The sequence below is a fragment of the Candidatus Eisenbacteria bacterium genome (assembly GCA_026388185.1).
Classification (GTDB): domain Bacteria; phylum Eisenbacteria; class RBG-16-71-46; order JAFGJU01; family JAFGJU01; genus JAPLKG01.
In genome coordinates, this window is sequence record JAPLKG010000002.1 from 124,067 (window position 1) to 141,403 (window position 17,337).

15 protein-coding genes are annotated in these 17,337 nt (G+C 58.2%); 1 reads left to right on the forward strand and 14 read right to left on the reverse strand.

The features are described 5' to 3' along the window. Positions 1-76: 76 nt before the first annotated feature. The 9 genes from NTX17_00655 to cmk form a co-directional block, all read right to left on the reverse strand. Positions 77-1,126 carry a tetratricopeptide repeat protein gene (locus NTX17_00655; protein MCX5799889.1) on the reverse strand — a complete coding sequence of 350 codons (1,050 nt, stop codon included), beginning with the start codon at positions 1,124-1,126 and terminating at the stop codon, positions 77-79. Beyond that, positions 1,096-2,250 carry a tetratricopeptide repeat protein gene (locus NTX17_00660; GenBank protein MCX5799890.1) on the reverse strand — a complete coding sequence of 385 codons (1,155 nt, stop codon included), beginning with the start codon at positions 2,248-2,250 and terminating at the stop codon, positions 1,096-1,098. The genes NTX17_00655 and NTX17_00660 overlap by 31 nt, the downstream gene beginning before the upstream one ends. A 33-nt stretch (positions 2,251-2,283) precedes the next feature. Continuing rightward, entirely contained in the window at positions 2,284-2,601 is a 318-nt protein-coding gene (locus tag NTX17_00665) for a LapA family protein (GenBank protein MCX5799891.1), read from the reverse strand. Positions 2,602-2,621: 20 nt separating this feature from the next. Beyond that, on the reverse strand, positions 2,622-3,923 hold the full coding sequence (miaB, locus tag NTX17_00670; protein ID MCX5799892.1) for a tRNA (N6-isopentenyl adenosine(37)-C2)-methylthiotransferase MiaB: 1,302 nt from the start codon (positions 3,921-3,923) through the stop codon (positions 2,622-2,624). A 16-nt stretch (positions 3,924-3,939) separates the two neighbouring features. Next, positions 3,940-5,235, reverse strand: coding sequence for a tRNA (N(6)-L-threonylcarbamoyladenosine(37)-C(2))-methylthiotransferase MtaB (gene mtaB, locus NTX17_00675; protein MCX5799893.1), 1,296 nt, complete (start codon positions 5,233-5,235; stop codon positions 3,940-3,942). Positions 5,236-5,290: 55 nt separating this feature from the next. Beyond that, entirely contained in the window at positions 5,291-7,315 is a 2,025-nt protein-coding gene (locus NTX17_00680; protein MCX5799894.1) for a 30S ribosomal protein S1, read from the reverse strand. Positions 7,316-7,334: 19 nt separating this feature from the next. After that, complete coding sequence (gene ispH, locus NTX17_00685; protein MCX5799895.1) at positions 7,335-8,219, reverse strand: 4-hydroxy-3-methylbut-2-enyl diphosphate reductase; 885 nt, start codon at positions 8,217-8,219, stop codon at positions 7,335-7,337. Positions 8,220-8,295: 76 nt separating this feature from the next. After that, positions 8,296-8,916 carry a lysophospholipid acyltransferase family protein gene (locus NTX17_00690; GenBank protein ID MCX5799896.1) on the reverse strand — a complete coding sequence of 207 codons (621 nt, stop codon included), beginning with the start codon at positions 8,914-8,916 and terminating at the stop codon, positions 8,296-8,298. A 6-nt stretch (positions 8,917-8,922) separates the two neighbouring features. Further along, positions 8,923-9,618, reverse strand: a complete 696-nt coding sequence (cmk, locus tag NTX17_00695) for a (d)CMP kinase (protein ID MCX5799897.1) — start codon at positions 9,616-9,618, stop codon at positions 8,923-8,925. 60 nt (positions 9,619-9,678) lie between these two features. Between cmk and NTX17_00700 the strand changes: the two genes are divergently transcribed. Further along, on the forward strand, positions 9,679-9,852 hold the full coding sequence (locus NTX17_00700) for a hypothetical protein (GenBank protein MCX5799898.1): 174 nt from the start codon (positions 9,679-9,681) through the stop codon (positions 9,850-9,852). Between the two features lie 31 nt (positions 9,853-9,883). Here the strand turns inward: NTX17_00700 and hisC are convergent, their stop codons facing one another. From hisC to murJ, 5 genes are all read right to left on the reverse strand, one after another. Then, the gene (gene hisC / locus NTX17_00705; protein ID MCX5799899.1) at positions 9,884-11,041 is read right to left on the reverse strand and encodes a histidinol-phosphate transaminase; all 1,158 of its coding nucleotides are present in this window, start codon (positions 11,039-11,041) and stop codon (positions 9,884-9,886) included. Positions 11,042-11,219: 178 nt separating this feature from the next. Next, the gene (locus NTX17_00710) at positions 11,220-12,659 is read right to left on the reverse strand and encodes a pitrilysin family protein (protein MCX5799900.1); all 1,440 of its coding nucleotides are present in this window, start codon (positions 12,657-12,659) and stop codon (positions 11,220-11,222) included. Positions 12,660-12,717: 58 nt separating this feature from the next. After that, positions 12,718-14,604, reverse strand: a complete 1,887-nt coding sequence (locus NTX17_00715; protein ID MCX5799901.1) for a pitrilysin family protein — start codon at positions 14,602-14,604, stop codon at positions 12,718-12,720. 191 nt (positions 14,605-14,795) lie between these two features. Next, positions 14,796-15,554 (reverse strand): pseudouridine synthase, encoded by a 759-nt coding sequence (locus tag NTX17_00720; GenBank protein MCX5799902.1) that lies wholly within the window; start codon positions 15,552-15,554, stop codon positions 14,796-14,798. A 68-nt stretch (positions 15,555-15,622) separates the two neighbouring features. Beyond that, the gene (murJ, locus tag NTX17_00725) at positions 15,623-17,212 is read right to left on the reverse strand and encodes a murein biosynthesis integral membrane protein MurJ (GenBank protein MCX5799903.1); all 1,590 of its coding nucleotides are present in this window, start codon (positions 17,210-17,212) and stop codon (positions 15,623-15,625) included. Positions 17,213-17,337: the final 125 nt, after the last annotated feature.

A 17,337-nucleotide genomic window follows, 5' to 3' on the forward strand; every position in this document is an offset into this window, starting at 1 on the left:
CGGCATTCTCTCGAGAAGCCAAATCGTGGGAAAGAGCGCAGTCTCTTGCGGGGCAACTTGGCTGCGCAAGCCTAAGTCACTTTGCAACTATGCTGTAGGAGAGACCGAGGCGAGCCCGAAGCTCTTTGCCCTTGCGCTCGGCGGCCTCCCTCGTAGGAAAATCTCCCAAGCCTACTACGTAGAGAACTCTTCCGCCGCGCTCCTCTTGCACTATTACGACCTCAGTCACACCTTCGTCTCTCAGCAGGGACGCCAGCCCGTTTGCGTTGGTTTCCTGACTGAAAGCACCCAGCTGTAGCGTGTAATTGCCGGCCTGCGTCGAGACGGCCTTTGCCTTTCCTGCGTCCCTTGTCCTCTCACGGACAAGCGTGGCCTCGGAGGTCGCAGGAAACTCTCGTCGAAGCCTCGCGTAAAGGGCGAGCGCCTCGTTCTGCCGCCCGAGCTTGTCGAGGCAGACTCCCGCGCCATAGAGCGCACAGGGGAGCCAGTCGCTCCGGCCGAACTTCGTCACAATTCGTGTGTACTCCGAAAGGGCCAGAGAGTAGTTTCCCTCGGCCCTGAGACAATCACCTACCCCGAGTGTCGCCGGTACCACGAGGCCTGTTCCTGCGTCGTCCGCCTTCACGGCTTCGAAGTGTGGTATCGCCTTTGCGGGATCGCCGGCTCCCTCCAGTGAGAGGCCCAGCCAATAGACCGCCGTCACGCGTTCTCTCTTGGATGGTTTGAGATCTCTCGCCTTCTCAAAGTGCTTCACGGCTCCCAAGTAACTGCCAAGCGCGTAGTAGTGAAGACCGAGTTCCGTCTCGGCGCGCCAACGAAGCGGGTGGCCGGGAAACTCCGACACAAAACGCTCGAGCAGGCCCAATGCGCGTTTTCCGTTCTCTTCGCACAGGCCCTGGATCAACAGAGCCTCGCCCCTGGCCTTCTGATCCTGCGAACTCGCCAGGACACTCGTCGCGATCTCCCTGGCCCGGTCTCTCTCACCCTTGCCCAGTAGCTCCCAGGCCTTCGCGAGTTCCTGAGCGCCTGCCAGGGACTGAAGCGCGACCAGCAGTCCTATCGAAAGCAAGATCACTTTCTTCACCGAAGGCACCCCTACGACAAGAAGCTCTCCCAGGTCTGGCATTTCGGACAGCGCCAGAGTACGTCCGGAGAACGGTATCCGCAAGCCGAACACACATAATCCTCGGTTCTCGCACCGATGACTTCCAAGAATCTCTTCAACTCGTCCATGGCCTCGTCCGTCTCACCCATCTGGTAGAGAAATGCTATCAGCCTCTGCCTGGCGAGAGCAGAAACCGGGTCGTACGCCAGAACCTCTCGCAACACGCGGACCGCCTCTTTGAGATCTCCCTTCTTCTGGTGAAGACCCGCCAGCTCGATGAGCGTTCTCACGTTCTTCGGGCTTTCTCTGAGGATGGCTTCGTACACCGCGACGATGTCGCTGAGGTTTCCTCGTTCAAAATAGGCCCTCTCGAGTCTGCCGAAAACAACGTACGCTATCTTGGGGAACCGGGACGCTATGAGCTCCCAGAGACTGATCGCTCTTCTCAAGTTCCCTTCCTCGAGATAGATGTCACCCAGATAGAGAAGAGCCGGCACGCATTCGCTGTCCAATCTCAGGGCATCCTTGAAGTATCTCTTGGCCTCTTTGGGCTTGCCCCGCCTGAGAAAATCGTGCCCGATGTAACTCTTGTACAACCCCAGGAACGGCCGTCCTTTCCTCCCCTCGAGCTTCTCCAGCTTTTCCAGCTCCTCCTGCATCTCGTAGGCCTTGTCCCACTCCCTCTGTATCTCGTAGACCCGCGTCATCAGCCTCAACGGGAAGGGGCTCTGCTTGTTCATCGCCCTGATTTTCTGCGCACAAACAATCGCTTCCTGGTACTTGCCGCAGGCAAGATTGTCCTCCGCAAGGCTCCTGTAGAGAGCCTCGAGCAGTGTTCGGTCCGAAATCGTCCTGACGGTCAAACCACGATGTATTCGCAGCGCCTTTTCGATCTCTCCCCGCTTGCGCAAGAGGTCGCCAAGTCTTATGTACGCGTCGATGTTCTGGGTGTCCTCGCGAATGGCTTCTCTCAGGTTACGCATTGCGCCTTCGTCGTCGCCTTCCAGAAGGCAATTCAAAGCCCGCGCGTACGTGGAGTGGTTCGAGGAGGAAGGTGTGGGCTTCACTCTCCTGACCCTCCAGATGAGGTAGGCCGCAATGGCCACTGCGAGCACGACTATTACGATTGGCACTTCTAACCACATTTGGGAGGACTCCTTGAGTTCTAGACTAGATCGTCACTCCGACTTGACTGTGACTTCGTCCAAGGGAAGATTCCTGAGTGCGTTCAGTTCCTCGAGTAGCCTCTTGTTCTCCTTGCGCAATCTTGATGCGTCACGACGCACCTTGATGTCGTGCCCCAGCGATATGAAGAACCACACGAGCATTCCTATCACAAACGCTCCGAACAAAGCAAATATGAGATGGACGTTATACGTGTACGCTTCCTGAGGGAAAAAGAACACGATGTCCACGCTCTTACCCTGATTGAGCAGAGCGAAACCCAGAACCACGACGAAAACCACGAGCAGAAGAAACATCCTGACAAACCACAAGAGAATCACCTCCAACCAGGTTACTGATCCAAGAGAGACCCACGAAGCGAAATCCCCTTCGAAGAGTCGATCCGAGCCTTCATGTATCTGCCGACCATCTCCCGGGGTCCGTTCACATGCACCGTCCGGTTACATCTTGTTCTGCCCAGAAGGAATCTCTCCTCTCCCTTGCTCTTTTCAGACTCCACCAGCACTTCCATCACTCTACCGATCAGAGAGGCACTTTTCCCCCGGGACACACGCTGCCCGATGGAAATTAGCTCCGAGAGCCTCCGCTCCTTTTCCTCGCGCGGCACATCATCGTTCATGGAGGCAGCTTCCGTACCCGCCCTCGGAGAAAACTTAAACATGAACGCCGAATCGAACCCCACTTCCTCGACCAACGCGCAGGTTTCCTCGAAATCACCGACCGCCTCCCCCGGAAAACCCACTATTATGTCCGTCGTGATGCTGGCGTCGGGGACAGCGCGCCTGACGGCCTTCACTATCTCCCGGTATCGCGTTGCCGTGTACCCTCTGCGCATCCTCTCCAGGATGCGGCTCGATCCTGACTGCAGGGGAAGATGCAGGTGCTCGCAAAGGTTCTGCTCGCGCGCCATCGTCTCGATCACAGAGTCGGACATGTCCTTCGGGTGCGAAGTGGTGAACCTGACTCTCGAGTCGCGGGCCGCCCCGGACGTCATCGCAAGAAGCTCTGCGAAATCCACCCTTCCGTGGGTGTATGCATTTACGTTCTGACCAATCAGGGTGACGTCCTTCGCGCCTCCGTCCACCAGAGACCTCACCTCTTTCAGCACCTCCTCGTGTGGCCTGCTCACGGCAGGTCCCCTGACGGCGGGAACGATACAAAAGCTGCACGCGTTGTTGCAGCCTTTCATGATGCTGACAAAGGCCCTGAGTCCTCGAGCCGGCCCGTCGCTCGAAGCTTCGAATCGAAATCCAGAATCTCTCGTCGTGTCCAGCGTCTTCGAGCCGGTCGCCAGCGACTTCTCGAAGGCCGGTAGCAGCGCCGAGTAGGCGTCTGGGCCGATGACGATGTCCACCCCGCGCCTTCTCAGAATCTCAGGCCCAAGCCGTTGAGCCATGCAACCGCAAACCGCGAGGACGGCCTTCGTCCTCTGTCTCACGCGGCCCAGCTCACCGATTCTCGCCAGGGCTCTTTCTTCCGCATGTTGCCTCACGCTGCACGTGTTGACAAGAATGAAGTCGGCGTCTCCCGGGTTCGAAGTTTCCGAGAAACAGTGTTCTCTGAGAATATCTTCCAGCTTCCCGGAATCGTACACGTTCATCTGGCAGCCGTAGGTCTCCATGTAGTACTTCACCCCGACTCGCTCCTCCTCAGCATGCCTGAGCCAGCAGACTACTGTCAGTCCTCGCGGTGATTCTCACCCGTATCGCGTCTCTGGGCTTCTTACCCTGCGCCCTCACGAGCACCCTCAGATAGTTCCCGGTGGTTCCCTTGAAGAGTCCGGGCTCGACTTCTTCCTCAAGGATCGCCTCCGCAAGAACCCCCATCTGAGACTCAACGAAAACGGACCTCTTTCTCGCGCCCAACTCTCTCAAGACGCGAGCCCTCGCCCTCTTGACCGAATGAGTCGGCTCCAGCCCCATCTGCCAGGCCTGCGTTCCAGGCCTTCTGGAAAACGGAAACACGTGCAAATAGCTCAGCGGCAGTCTCTCCACAAGTTCACACGTTTTCTCGAACGCGCTCTCGCTCTCGCCGGGGAACCCCACTATCACGTCGCTCCCGAGACAGGCATCCGGAAGGCTGGAGTGAATCGCCTGGATTTTCCCGGCGTACTCGTCCGGTGAATACGGTCTGCGCATCGCCCGAAGGATCCCGGCGTCTCCGCTCTGCATGGGCACGTGAAAATGCCGGCATATCCTTTCCTCCCCAGCCACGTACTCAACGAGCGAAGCAGTAATCTCTCCCGGCTCAATCGAACTGAGACGAAACCTCAATTCCTTCGCCCTCGTCAGGAGAATTCTCAAGAGGCCTTCGAGTGACTGACCGTTTCCCAGGTCGTCCCCGTAGCTGCCCACACTGGCACCGGTAAGCACCACTTCCGCGAAACCCGAGGCCTCCAGACTCTCCACCTGCTTCTGGATCAACTCGACCGGCTCGCTCCTGCTCCGGCCCCTGACCGAAGGAACCACGCAATAGCTGCAACATCCGTCGCACCCGTCTTGAATCTTCACGAGCGCCCTGGAACGGCGCTGAAACCCGGGCCCTGAGATCGTCCGCTCCGGTGCTCCGCCCGCAGAACCTACCTCTGTCCCGGCCTCGCCGGTGGCCTGCAACGACTCCACAAGCCCGGAGAGCGAGGCCTTCTCGGCATTGCCGGCCACAAGCCCCACACCACCGATGCGCGCAACCTCGTGTGGAGCACGCTGGGCGTAGCACCCGGTGACCAAGATCAAGGCTCGCGGATTGGCGCGACTTATTTTCCTGACGAGCTGCCTTGCCTCGTAATCACTTCTCGCAGTGACACTGCATGTATTGACGACGCAGACGTCCGCCGCGAGCATCTCGGAGGTGAGCTCGTGTCCCTTCGAAGCAAAACTCTCCGAAATGACCTGCGAGTCATACTGGTTGAGTTTGCAACCAAAAGTGCCAACGAAAACCCGTCTCATAGAGCTTGTCAGAAACCTCCGGCTCGAAAACCACCCCTCCTGGCGTACCCCCGGATCACTCTGATGTGCCCGCCTCCGGTGCTTGGGGCGAGTCCTCACCCTCAGGCGTTTCCGCTCCCGACTCACCGCCCGGCCCGGGTTGCGTCGCTTCGTCCGGACTCGCCTCGGCCGCCACGTTGCCCTGATCGCCAGACTCTTCAGGTCGCCCAGGTTCCTCCGCGCCGGCCGTCGGGGCTCCATCGGATGTCGCCGGCTCGGAAGCCGACGCCTCCTCAGAGACGACGTTCCTCGACATGTACTTGTTCCTGAAGTCTTCCTGAGCCTCCGGAGACAGCTCCGACAGGTAGGCTCTCAAGCTCAGGACGATCCGGCGAGCTTCCGGATCAACCCTTATGACCTTCAGATCGAGCTCGTCTCCCGCCTGGAAGATGTCCATCGGCTTCCTGACTTCTTCAAAGCCCATCTGGGAGAACGGCACGAATCCCTCGATGTCGTCCCCCAGATCCACGATGAGCCCTCTGTCGAGGAGCCGAACGACGCTGCCGTGCACGGTCAAGTTCAGAGGAAACTTCTCGACGAGGTCCTGCCACGGGTCTTCCGACACCTGTTTCAAGCCAAGTGAAATGCGACGGTTGTCCTTGTCAATGTTCAGAACGATGACCTCGATTTTGTCGCCTTTCTTCAGAACCTCGCTCGCGTGAGAGATCCTTCTCGTCCACGACATATCAGATATGTGAACGAGGCCATCGATGCCTTCTTCGATCTCAACAAAGGCTCCGAAGTTGGTCAGATTCCGCACCTTTCCCCAGAGCCTCGTACCGATGGGGTACTTCTCGTCCAGAGAAAGCCACGGATCCGGTTCCACTTGCTTCAAGCCCAGGGATATCTTCTCGTTTTCCTTGTCCACCTTCAGTACGACGGCCTCTATCGTATCCCCGATGGCAAGCACCCTCGATGGGTGACGGATGTGTCTCGTCCACGACATTTCCGAAACGTGGATGAGACCCTCGACGCCCTTCTCCAACTCTATGAATGCGCCGTAATCCGTGATGCTCACAACTTTGCCTCTCACCTTCGAGCCCACCCCGTACTTCTCTTCGACGTTTTCCCACGGATAGGCAGTGAGTTGCTTGAGCCCCAGGGAAATTCGTTCCCGCTCTGGCTCGAAGCTGAGCACCTTCACCTTGATCTTGTCTCCTATCGCGAGGACTTCCGAGGGATGGCTCACTCTTCCCCACGACATGTCGGTCACGTGAAGCAGACCGTCGATCCCGCCCAGATCCACGAACGCACCGAAGTCGGTGATGTTCTTCACCACTCCTTCCCGGACCTGATCCTTCGCAAGTTCCTTCAGTATGGTCGACTTCTGCCGCGCTCTCTCCTCTTCAAGAACCACTCTGCGGGAGACGACGATGTTTCTGCGCCGCTTGTTCAGCTTGATAATCTTGAAGCGCAGCGTCTGACTGAGGAGTTGGTCTATGTTTTGAACTTGGCGTAGCGCCACCTGAGAACCGGGCAAAAATGCTTCCACTCCAAAGAGGTCAACGACAAGACCTCCCTTGATCTTCCGCAGTAGCCTGCCCTCGACAATCGCTCCACTGTCAGATGCGTCCTTGACGCGATCCCAGACCCTTGCAAAGTCGGCCTTCTGCTTGGACAGAACGACGAGCCCGTCCTGATCCTCCATTTTCTCGAGGTAGACCTCCACCTCCATGCCCGCCTTCAAGCTGTCCCGATCCGGAAACTCGGAGAGCGGTATGGTCCCTTCCGACTTAAAGCCGACGTCCACGAGCACGTCTTCTCCCTCGATTCTCACCACAATGCCCCTCACGATTTCCCCCTCCGTTATGTCCTTCAGGGAATCCTCGTAAAGCGCAAGCATCTCCGGGGAGAGCTGCGGCGTGTCGTCGTCATCAAGTTCGGTGTTTCGCAGACTTCCCCTCGAACGATCACGCCGTCGGTCAGACCCGACCGTCCCTGCGCCGCCCTCCGGAGATCCTCTTTCTTCACCAACCTCCCTTCCAGTTTTCTGCTTCTCCTCCTCGACCGGGAGGCCTTCATCAACCCTGTTTTCCGCCATTACACTGATTCTCCCTTCTTCAGTAATTCTTCTCGGGCAATTGTGCCCTCACTGGAACTCTTTTCCCGTGAGCTCCAATCGAAGCTATCCGATCGGCCACCTCTCGGATGAGCCAATCGGGCGTTGAGGCGCCGCCGGTCACGCCAACGTGAACGGCTCCCCTGAACCACGAGCGTTTAAGTTCTCCCGCGGTCTCGACCCAGAGAGTACGCCTCACCCTTTTGCGACAGATGTCATAGAGTCTGGCGGTGTTCGCGCTTTTCCTTCCCCCTACAACCACCATCACGTCCACTTTTCCCGCCAGTTTGAGCGCTTCTGCTTGACGCCGAGAAGTTGTCTCGCACGTCGTGTTGTGAACACGGAGCTCCTGGGTCTTTCCCACGAGTATGCTCACAATGTTAGATAGAGTATCAAACGACTGTGTAGTCTGAGCAACCACCCCCAATTTTTTGGCTTTCTTCAGGCGCAAGGCCTCTGCTTCCGTGCCGACGACTGACACCTTTCGCAACCCTCCCGCTATTGCCTCCACCTCGGGATGGCCGCGATCTCCCACGACAACGATCCAGTAGCCGGCGCCGGAAAGAAAAGAAGCAAGCTCCTGCGCCTTCTTTACAAAAGGACACGTCGCGTCTACTACTCGAAGTTTTTTCTTACTTGCCTCCTCGATGATGCCAGGAGAAACCCCGTGGCAACGAATGACTACCGTACCTCTCTCAATCTCAGAGATCGCGTTGGCAACCCTGAGTCCCCTATTCTCAAGCTCACCCACGACCTGCGGGTTGTGTATCAGCTCTCCCAGAGTGTAGAAAGGTCCTTTCGACTCTTCAAGCGCTCTTTCCGCAAGTCTGATCGCCCTCTTCACTCCGAAGCAAAACCCCGAGCCGGGTGCTACCGTAACTCTTATCGCGGGTTTGTGTTTCTCCGCCGCAGGCCGGCGCGCCTTTCTCGGCTGGCGCGTCGAGGACTCCCGCTTTCGAGTCTCACGCCTCGCTGTCGACTCTTGCCTTGAGCTCCGCAATTCTCCTCATTACCTCCTGGCCGACCGTCTTGTACAGCTCTTTGTTCCCGCCACCCTGTTCATCCGCGGGTGGAAAGTAGGGCTCTCCGAAAGCAATGTCTATGTGCGCCAGTCTAAGCATGGCTCTCTTGATGCCGTCCGAGCCCCTTATGTATGCGGGCACAACCGGCGCCCCAGCCTTCACTGACAGCATGCCGACGCCGGGCAGAGCCGGCCTGAGGGTCCCGTCTCTCACCCTTCCTCCTTCCGGAAACATGACGAGGCCTTTCCCGTGAGAGATGGCTTCCAGAGCAGACTTGATCCCCCTTGGGTCCACAACCCCCCTCCGTATGGGAATCGCGTTCACGCTTCCGATAAGCCACCCAAACGCCCTGTTCCTGAAGAGCTCTTCCTTCGCGAGGAAATGCACCTCCCTCGGAATTGCATCTCCCACCAGAGGCGGATCCCAGAACGAAATGTGATTGCATGCAACGATGAAGCCACCCTCCCTTGGAATGGACTCCCTTCCCCGCACTCGCCTGACGAAAAGAAGAGTGAACAATACGTTCACCACCTCCCACGCGGCCTTGTATCCCCTTCTCATCAACGCTCACTCGGTCCTGGTTGCGAGGACCTTCCTCACTTCTCTCAAGACTTCCTCCACTTGCTCATCAACGTTGAGCCGGGTTGTATCTATCTTGATCGCGTCTGCCGCCATCTCCAGAGGTGAGTGGGCGCGCGTCATGTCCCTGTGGTCTCGCGCCGTGAGATCTCTGAGCACCTTTTCCCGAGACTTGCCTTCCTCTGCGGCGTTCTCCTCCAGCCACCTTCGCTTGGCCCTCTCTTCCGAGGAGGCATCCAAATAGATCTTGAGATCAGCGTCCGGCAGAACCACGGTGCAGATGTCCCTTCCTTCCATAACCACTCCACCCTCGGCAGCGAGTCTCCTCTGCCTCTCTACCAACCAGCGCCTCACCCGAGGTAGCGCTGCAATCTCGGAGGACTTGAGGCTCACGTCGCCCTCCCTTATCTCCCTCGTCACGTCGGCACCGTCCAGCAGGACGCGGAATGACCCGGCCCTGGACACGCAGTCTACCGAACTCCCGGCGAGCAAGGCATCCAGCTCACGTGCGTCGCCCAGATTTACGGCCTCCCTTTTCGCCTTCAGGGCAAGCGCGCGGTACATCGCGCCGGTGTCGATATGGATGTACCCCAACCTCTCCGCCACGACCCTGGCCGTGGTGCTCTTTCCGGAGGCAGAGGGCCCATCTATGGCAATGATCAACCTTCTCTTCGATGCGGTCATGATTCTCCGCACCTGCCCGTTGCCACAAGATTCAACTCTGCAATTCGTGGAGATAATCCGATGATGTACGAGGGGCCCACGATCCGTGAGGGCTCAACGCTAATCAAGATGCGAGGGAAGGGAGCGGTCCTTTTCAATCTCCTGAGAGGGAAGAAAGCCAACGGGAAACTCGCACGAATTCACGCGCAGATCCACACGAAAGCCTCGGGAATCCAGGAAAGGCCTTATGCATAGGCTTGAGGAATCATGGCAGACGCAAAAACGCTTACGGTTTCTCAACACGGGCCACACGAACCCGTCGTGGTTCCTTCTTGCGCTTTTTCCCTCTCAACACCTCCTTCAGGCCCTCTACGAGCCTCTCGTTTTCTCTTTGTGTTCCCACGGTTATCCTGACGAAACTTGCCGGGAGCCCGAGCCCCACAGCTCTAAGGATGAGCGCCTTGCGCTCAAGTTCTGCGCACGCCTCTCTTGCGTCGGTCTTGAGGTCAACGGCCATAAAGTTGGCGTAAGATTCAACTGCCTCGAGCCCCATGTCCGTCAGTTTCTCGCGCAAGAACTGCATTCCTTCAGAAGTCACCTTAAGACTGCGCGATATCTGCTTGTCATCAGCGAGGCTAGCCAGTGCGGCCACCTGCCCGATACACGTGGCCGTGAAAGGTATGGAGACAGAGTTCAACAGAAAGATCATCTCTTCCGAGGCAACTCCGTAGCCCACACGCAACCCGGCCAGTGCGTACACCTTGGAGAACGTCCTGAGCACGATGACCAGCTTGCCCTCTCTCAGATATTCCATGGCGTCGGGGTACTCGCTGTGCTCCACGTATTCGTGATAAGCCTCGTCGAAGACAACGACGACACTTTCGGGTATCTTGCTCAAGAACTGCTCGACCTCGGACTTCGTGACGATGGTCCCAGTTGGATTATTGGGATTACAGACAAAAACAACCTTGGTTTTCGGCGACACGGCCTTGGCCATCGCCGAAAGATCGTGCTTGTGGTCCCTGAGGGGCACCGACACGGCCCTGGCGCCCATGAGCTCTATGCAGATCGGATACATGAGGAAGGAAGGCTCTGCAATTACGGCCTCGTCGCCCGGCCCGAGGAATAGGTGACAGACGAGCTCAATGAGCTGAGTCGTACCGTTCCCCACGATAAACTGTTCCATGGGAAAACCGAAATGCTCTCCCAACTTCTCCCTCAGAAAATAGGAACTGCTGTCCGGGTATCTGTTCAGGAGATGATTACTCTCTCTGATCGCCTTGAGCGCCAGAGGGGAGGGTCCGAGCGGGTTTTCGTTGGACGCGAACTTGAGGGCGTTCTTGACGCCCAGTTGTCTCTCGAGAATCTCCACGGGCTTACCAGGGACATAGGGCCGCAGCCTATAGACGTTCTCCCTCACAAGAGACTTTAAGGCGACGCTCAAACGTGGCTCCTTTCGAGGCAGGGCAGCGAATGCCCAAACCTCATACCGCAAACAAACATGATGACTTTACTACATTGACGGTGCGCGGGCAAGGGGATTTTTCCTCTTGCCGGTCTCCGTCGAGGCATGTGCGTGGCCCTTGCCCCGATCGCTCAGGACCAATCCGGTTCTTCCGCCCTCAGTTCTTCTCGAGCGCCATCTCGTTCACTGTCCCGAAATCGCCGAGCGGCCGGTCAAACAGCTTCGCGTTCCCCACAACAAGAAGCGTGAGCTTGTCCGGATGCAGATATCTCTGCGCCGCGCCCCTTATGTCGGCCACCGTGAGCTTGGCGTACGCCTCCATGTCCTTCTGGGGCGTGTCGAGAGGCCTTCCCTCGAAACGAAGCTGAACGAGCCTGCGGACGACCTGCGATTTCGACTCGTAGTCGAAAACATAGCTATTCACGTAAGAATCGACCGCCTTCTTGACCTCGTCGGCAGTCGGACCGACGTCACGCATCCGCTTGATCTGGTCCATCATGATTGTGATGGCACGACCGCAGGCGTCGGCTTTGGTCTGAGCCGAGGCGGTGAACAGCCCATTCACCCACGGATCCGAGGAGTACCGAGAAGCCGCGTGATAGGCCAGTCCCTCGTCGCTGCGCACCTTTTCCATGATCCACGACGTGAAGCTCCCTCCGCCGAGAATGAAGTTCATGACGTCCACGGCGCAGCGCTCGGGATCGTTGGAGTTGATTCCCTGATGCCCCATCGAGATGTAGGCCTGGTTTATGTCCATGTACGTGTAGGTACAACTCGGCGCAGGGGCGACGGGAAGGTCGGGCACTTTCGGGATCGAGACGTCGGCGGGCCGCCAGTTTGCGAAGACCTTCTCGAGTCCGGCAACTATCTCGTCCTTCGTCACGTCACCGCTTATTCCGATGATTGCGTTGTTCGGATGGAAGTAAGTCTTGTAGAAGTTCGTGAGATCATCTCTGGTTATTGCATTGACGCTTTCCGTCGTCGTTTCCCAAGCGTACGGATGGTCCCTGTAGACGAGTTGCGCGAACTCCCGCCGCGACACGGAATTCGGCTCGTCGTTCCGGCGTCGAATCTCCTCGATCATGGTTTTGCGTCTCATCTCGACTTTGTCGTCCGGAAACGCCGGGTTCGTCACGAGATCGCCGAAGATCTCCATGACGCGCGGCAAGTCCTTCTTCAGACAGTTGAACGAGAACGTCGTGTTGAGACCGCCTCCGGACACTTCAATGTTCGCCGCCAGATACTCCATCTCGTCGTTGAGCTTGTCGCCAGGCCAGGTGGTCGTCCCGCCGTTTCGAATCACCCACTGGGCCATGTCGTTGAGTCCGTATTTCGCCTCGTCGGCGAAATACGTCTTCACCAACAGCACGACGTCCACGACGGGGATCTCATGATCCTCCACCAAGAAACCCGTGAGGCCGTTGGAAAGGGACACGTCGATCACCCGCGGTGTCGTCACCTTGAGGGGCGAAAAGCCGAGCTTACTCGGATGGGGCCGAGTCGCCGCATAGGCCGCCGGCGTGAGCGCAAGCGCCGCGAGAAAGACGGCAGACGCCGCCAGGACGGTCAGCATCATAATGAAGGTTTTCTTCCGCATTGCCTTTCTCCTCATTGTTTCACTGCTTCCAGTCTCACTCCTCTGTTGCGCCGCCCCTTCACTTCTTGCCCTGGGCCGCCTTCATGCGCTCCCAGAGTTCCTTTCCGAACGCCTTGCGTTCCTCGTCGGATTTCAAGCCCTGGAATCTCTTGAAGATCTCGGCCTGCTCTTCCTGTGGCAAAGTCTGGACGTATTGCATTATCGCCTGCCTGTCTACCTCTTCCTCCTTGCCCTCCTCCTTCGGCGCCTCGATCTGTACGCGGTAGGCAACAGTGCGGTTTTTCGTCGTCAGATACTTGTTCGCCACAAGCTGAACGTCCTCTGCTGTGACTTTCTTTATGCGCTCGATATTTCTGAACATCACGTGGTAGTCGCCGTAGAAAAGCTGTCCGAAGCCGACCTGGAAGGCAGTGCCGATGTTCGAGCCGAGCGACCGAATCATGGTCGCGTCGAGTTGATTTTTCACTCGCTGAAGCTCGCGTTCGGTGACGGATTCCCTCTTGAACTTCTCGACCTCGTCGAGAATCGCCTTCTCCACCTCCTCCAGCGTATACGGGTTGCGCGGCTCCGCTTCGATCACGATCAAGTTCTCGTAGCGGTCACCGGGACCCTCATACACGCTCGGCGGCTTTGCAGTAAGCTGCTTTTCTTCAAAAACAGACTTGTAGAGTCTCGACGTGCGTCCGCCTGCAAGGACGCTCTCGAGCACACTGAGCGCTGCCACGTCCGGGTCGGGGTAGGCGGGCTTGTGAAAGCCTATCATCAGCTTCGGATTGGCACTGTGTTCGACCACCACGCGGCGCTCACCTCTTTGTTCCGGCTCGCGCGTCTCGATGCCGGCAGGCTCAGGTTGAGACGGTATGGGGCCGAAGTAACGTTCGGCAAACTTTCTCACCTGATCGACCGTCACGTCGCCCACGACAACTGCCAGGGCGTTGTTGGGCGCGTAGAAAATTCGGTGGTAGTTTTCCAGCTCCCTTCGGTCGATCGTCTGGAGATCGCTCATCCATCCCACAACCGGCCACTTGTACGGACTCGCCGTGAACGCCACGGAATAGAAAGCCTCTCCAAGAACTTCCTCAGGATCATTCTCGCCGAGACGGCGCTCTTCCATGATGACGTCGCGCTCGGACCAGAATTCCCTGAACACGGCCGATTCCATTCGATCGGATTCGAGGTCCATGAACAGCTCGACCTTGTTGGCCGGAACGTACGCGAAATAAACGGTCGCATCGTTGGACGTGAAGGCGTTGAGGAACCGTGAACCATTATTCATGTACGTTCCCCAAAGCTCGTCCTTCACCATGTACCGGCGCTGGTCGTCGAGTAGTTTCGCGATCTCTCCCCAAGCGAGCTCGTATTCCAGGTACTTGTTGAGATAATTAACGCCCCCGTCCTCTATGAGATATTGAACGGTCGTCAGAGAGTCGGGCAGCTTTGCCATCGCGCGGATTTTCCGGGCAAGGAGGTTGTTCGTCTCAAACTTGCTGGAGCCGATCCTCTCCTTCTCCTCTTTCGTGAATGATTCGAGTACCTGCTTCGAGAAGTCGTGGAAGCGGTTGAACCGCCACTCCCCCATCTCTTTTCGTAGCGCTATCGTCTTGTCGCCAAGCTCGTCGGTCTTCGCAATGTACGGAATTTCCTTCCTGTAATCCTTGGTTCCCATCATCTCAGTGCCCTTAAACATCATGTGCTCCAGCAGATGGGAAATGCCGGTAACGTTCGTCCACTCGTTTGCCGCGCCGACGTTGAAGGTGACTACGCAGAGCGCCACCGGCGCCTCGTGGCGTTCGACAACGAGGAACTCCATGCCGTTCTTGAGCGTGAACACCTTGATCTTCTCTTCGAGGGTCTGGGCGCGCACCTGAACCTGCGCGATGGCCGAGAGCAAGAACACCGCCAGAACGATTGCGAGGAGAGATGACGTCCTCTTTAGCCTGGGCATACCGCCTCCTTCCGGCTGGAAATCCCGGTTGAATGTCAGCGAGCGAATCTATCCATCATACACCGATTCGAGAAGAACCTCATCTGCAAACGGCGACCCCGCCCGTCTGTCTCGCCGCGTGGAGCGCTGCGCTCTTCTCGCCCAATCGATCCTGTCCGGCGCAAGCCACCGGCTACTTCCGGGGTCACTTGCTATCGTGAACTCCTTCCCGCTCCCTCGGGCTTCTCCCTCGCACACGCCTTGAGGGCCTCCAATTCCGAGCCCGTCAGTTCTCTCCAGGAACCTCCCGGCATGCTCCCCAATTCGAGAGGGCCAAGCGCCGTTCGCCGAAGAGAAAGAACCGTCAAACCCACGGCCCTGCACATGCGTCTTACCTGCCTCTTCTTGCCCTCACAAATCGTCAGTCGTATCAGATGCCCTCTCTCTTGCCCCCCAACGTAACGCACCTTTGCAGGAGACGATCTCAATCCCTCGCCGAAGTCAACGCCCTCCCCAAGGACCGTGAGAGCTCTCTCTGCCGGCCGCTCCCTCACAAGCACTTCGTAGACTTTTTCCACGCCAAAGCTCGGATGCGTGAGCCTGAATGCAAGGTCTCCGTCGTTCGTGAGGAGCAACAACCCCTCGGTATCGAGGTCCAGCCTGCCTACCGGAAAGAGTCTCCCGAGCGAATCAGGAACCAATTCTGTGACGGCTTTCCGTCTTCGCGTGTCTTTCGCAGTGACAATCACGCCCGCCGGCTTGTTAAGCATCACATATATGGGCTCCGGTTTCTCGGCCACGGCACGCCCGTCCACCTCGATCACGTCCTCCCCCGGCGTCACATTCGTCCCGGGCGACAGCACGCCTGTCCCATTGACACACACGCGGCCCGCTCTGATGATGTCGTCGCACGCCCGGCGGCTCGCAACTCCCCTGGAAGCCAAGAACCTGTTGAGCCGGCATCCTTCCATCTTTCCTGCGTCTCTCCCGTGACTACAGCCTGACGCGGGTCGCTTCAGTGTCCTCAGGCGGCCCGTTCCTACTTTCTTTCTCCGTCTCCCGGCCCCCGGCGCAATCCGGCGAACTCGACGGCCTTCTTGATCGAGCCACTCGCCTCGGGCACGCGGAGCGCCGTTGCCATTCCGAAATAGACAACGCCGTACAATCCCAGTGACACCAGCCCGACCACGATCGGGTGGCCGTGACTCATGAGCAGTTTGCCCGCCCAACCGGCGGCAGCTCCCACCCCCGCCGAGACCCACAGTTTCGCGATGAACGACCGTGCGAGGCCCGTCTTGCCGATCCGTCCGTCGAGCGTATTCTGAAGCAGCGCCAACTCCAGCCATCCGCAGAGGCCGGCCGATGCGGTGAGTCCCACCACCCCCCAACGAGGATTCACACCCAGGAGGGGCGGCAACGCCATCGAAAACGCGTAGCCGGAGACTGCGGTCAGAAGAACGCGTATGACTGCATAGCGCAGGGGAGTGCGCGTGTCCTTCAAGGCGTAATACACCGAAGCGTAGAGCCTTCCCAGGGTCGTCGCTAGCAAGCCCACGGCGGAGCCCGCCAGAATCGCCCACACGTACACAGAATCACTCCGGCCGAATTGACCTGTCTGGTAGATCGCACCTGCTATTACGTCACCCAGGCTGAGGAACGCCATGGCAGACGGGATCACAAGAAATGCGATCTGACGCAGACCGGCATTGAGCCGATTCCGCAAGTACGCATTCACCTCGTCTGCTTCGCCCAGGAAACTCGAGAGAGCGGGCAGCTCGGACGCCGACACGGACATACCAAAGAGGCTCACCGGCAAGGTGTACAGAGTCTGGGCGTAGACCAGACCCGCGAGAGCACCGGTCGGCAAAAGACTCGCCAACAGCGAATCCACGTAGGCACTGATTTGCACCACCCCGCGGCCGATAAACACCGGGATGAAATTCCGGATCACGCTTCGAACGCTTTCCATTTTCAGCCCCAGCCCCACCCGGAACCTTCCCATCAGCCGAGCAACCTGCGGCAGTTGCACCCCGACCTGCAACGCACTACCGACCACCGATCCCCACGCCAGCGCCCTGGTCAGTGGAAATTGCTCCAGGTGCCGTCCGAACCCGACGAGAGACGCGATCATCACTAGATTCCACGCCACGGGCGCGGTGTAGGAGATGAAGAACTTCCGGTGGCTGTTGAGGATCCCGAGACACCATGCGGACAACGCAAGAAGGCCGGAGCCGGGAAACAGGATTCGCACCAAAGAGATGGTTAATTCCCGTTTGGCTCCCTTGAATCCCGGCGCGATGGCGTCGATCAGAAACGGCGTGGCCAGCACGCCGATCAGAACCAGACACGAAATCGTCAGTGACAACAGGCAGAACACTGCCGAGGCCACTCGATCCGCTTCCTCACGTTCCTCGCGGGCCAGAAGATTGGAGTAGGCCGGAATGAACGACGCCGAGAGGACTCCTTCACCGAACAGGTTTTGGAGGAAATTCGGTATGCGAAAGGCCGCCCTGAACGCGTCGGCGGCGTCAGAGCTTCCGAAGTAGTGAGCAAAAACGCGGTCCCTCACCAGCCCGGCGATGCGGCTGAGCAAAATGCCCGTCGCCACGAGCGCCGCGTGGCGACTCATGGCCGCCGGTCGCTCCGACTCCACTCCCGTTGGCTCTCTCTTAGTCTCCCGTCCCAAGACAAGACTCCGATGACAGTCGCTTTGAGTAACGCGCAGCAGAAGCAGCTACCCCTCGGTCTTGAGGT

Coding starts and splice junctions, on each gene's coding strand:
- murJ (MCX5799903.1), bottom strand. CDS start 17,212: ATGAGTCGCCACGCGGCGCTCGTGGCGACGGGCATTTTGCTCAGCCGC.
- mtaB (MCX5799893.1), bottom strand. CDS start 5,235: ATGAGACGGGTTTTCGTTGGCACTTTTGGTTGCAAACTCAACCAGTAT.
- cmk (MCX5799897.1), bottom strand. CDS start 9,618: ATGACCGCATCGAAGAGAAGGTTGATCATTGCCATAGATGGGCCCTCT.
- NTX17_00715 (MCX5799901.1), bottom strand. CDS start 14,604: ATGCCCAGGCTAAAGAGGACGTCATCTCTCCTCGCAATCGTTCTGGCG.
- NTX17_00720 (MCX5799902.1), bottom strand. CDS start 15,554: ATGGAAGGATGCCGGCTCAACAGGTTCTTGGCTTCCAGGGGAGTTGCG.
- NTX17_00680 (MCX5799894.1), bottom strand. CDS start 7,315: ATGGCGGAAAACAGGGTTGATGAAGGCCTCCCGGTCGAGGAGGAGAAG.
- NTX17_00690 (MCX5799896.1), bottom strand. CDS start 8,916: ATGAGAAGGGGATACAAGGCCGCGTGGGAGGTGGTGAACGTATTGTTC.
- NTX17_00700 (MCX5799898.1), top strand. CDS start 9,679: ATGATGTACGAGGGGCCCACGATCCGTGAGGGCTCAACGCTAATCAAG.
- NTX17_00655 (MCX5799889.1), bottom strand. CDS start 1,126: ATGCCAGACCTGGGAGAGCTTCTTGTCGTAGGGGTGCCTTCGGTGAAG.
- NTX17_00660 (MCX5799890.1), bottom strand. CDS start 2,250: ATGTGGTTAGAAGTGCCAATCGTAATAGTCGTGCTCGCAGTGGCCATT.
- NTX17_00710 (MCX5799900.1), bottom strand. CDS start 12,659: ATGCGGAAGAAAACCTTCATTATGATGCTGACCGTCCTGGCGGCGTCT.